Raw genomic sequence first — 1,810 nt, 5'->3', positions numbered from 1 at the left:
CCTTGTGGGTGGGGGTGACGGCGTGCCTTTTGAAGAATGAGCCTGCGAGTTAGTGCTCAGTGGCGAGGTTAACCCGTGTGGGGAAGCCGTAGCGAAAGCGAGTCCGAAGAGGGCGTAGCCAGTAATGGTGTAGTCGCTGGGTCTAGACCCGAAGCGGAGTGATCTATCCATGGGCAGGTTGAAGCGCGGGTAAGACCGCGTGGAGGACCGAACCCACTTCAGTTGAAAATGGAGGGGATGACCTGTGGATAGGGGTGAAAGGCCAATCAAACTCCGTGATAGCTGGTTCTCCCCGAAATGCATTTAGGTGCAGCGTCGCGTGTTTCTTGCGCCAGGTAGAGCACTGGATAGCCGATGGGCCCGACCAGGTTACTGACGTTAACCAAACTCCGAATGGGTGTAAGTGAGAGCGCGGCAGTGAGACCGCGGGGGATAAGCTCCGTGGTCGAGAGGGAAACAGCCCAGATCATCAGCTAAGGCCCCTAAGTGGTGACTCAGTGGAAAAGGATGTGGAGTTGCAGTGACAACCAGGAGGTTGGCTTGGAAGCAGCCATCCTTGAAAGAGTGCGTAATAGCTCACTGGTCAAGTGATTCCGCGCCGACAATGTAGCGGGGCTCAAGTCATCCGCCGAAGCTATGGCATTTGCACTGTCTTTGATGACGGACCCTAATGGGTGTGTGGATGGGTAGGGGAGCGTCGTGTGGGGGGTGAAGCAGCGGAGTGATCCAGCTGTGGACGCCACGCGAGTGAGAATGCAGGCATGAGTAGCGAATCACGTGTGAGAAACACGTGCGCCGATTGATCAAGGGTTCCAGGGTCAAGCTAATCTGCCCTGGGTAAGTCGGGACCTAAGGCGAGGCCGACAGGCGTAGTCGATGGACAACGGGTTGATATTCCCGTACCGGCAAAGTAGCGCCCATGACGAGGCCGGTGATGCTAAGTGCCCGATGCCGCCCTGTCTCATTCTCCTTCGGGAGGGTGTGGGGTGGTTGAGCGCATGACCCGATCCGGTAGTAGTCAAGCGATGGGGTGACGCAGGAAGGTAGTCGATCCACAGCGATGGTTGTCTGTGGTCAAGGGTGTAGGGAGTCTTCTAGGCAAATCCGGGAGACAGCGCTTCAGTGCGTATCTTGAGACCTGATGGGGACCCCGTATGGGGGAAGTCGATGATCCTATGCTGTCGAGAAAAACCTCTAGCGAGCTATGCGCCGCCCGTACCCCAAACCGACTCAGGTGATCAGGTAGAGAATACCGAGGCGATCGAGACAACCATGGTTAAGGAACTCGGCAAAATGCCCCCGTAACTTCGGGAGAAGGGGGGCCGGATCCGTGACCACGCCTTGCGTGTGGGAAGCGGTGATGGCCGCAGAGACCAGGCCCAAGCGACTGTTTACTAAAAACACAGGTCCGTGCGAAGTCGTAAGACGATGTATACGGACTGACTCCTGCCCGGTGCTGGAAGGTTAAGGGGACCTGTTAGGTGGTAACACCGAAGCGGAGAACTTAAGCCCCAGTAAACGGCGGTGGTAACTATAACCATCCTAAGGTAGCGAAATTCCTTGTCGGGTAAGTTCCGACCTGCACGAATGGAGTAACGACTTGGGCGCTGTCTCAACCGTGGACTCGGCGAAATTGCAGTACGAGTAAAGATGCTCGTTACGCGCGGCAGGACGGAAAGACCCCGGGACCTTTACTATAGTTTGGTATTGGTGTTTGGTTCGGTTTGTGTAGGATAGGTGGGAGACTGTGAAGCATTCACGCCAGTGGGTGTGGAGTCGACGTTGAAATACCACTCTGGTCGAACTAGAT

At 56.0% G+C, this 1,810-nt stretch carries 1 rRNA gene; it reads left to right on the top strand.

Annotated elements, in window-relative coordinates:
• Positions 1-1,810, top strand: a 23S ribosomal RNA gene (locus ABD158_RS19220); the annotation flags it as partial.

Source organism: Nocardioides lentus (assembly GCF_039529515.1).
Lineage (GTDB): Bacteria > Actinomycetota > Actinomycetes > Propionibacteriales > Nocardioidaceae > Nocardioides > Nocardioides lentus.
The sequence above is the reverse complement of the archived record's forward strand: the minus strand, read 5'-3'. Positions and strand labels throughout refer to the sequence as shown.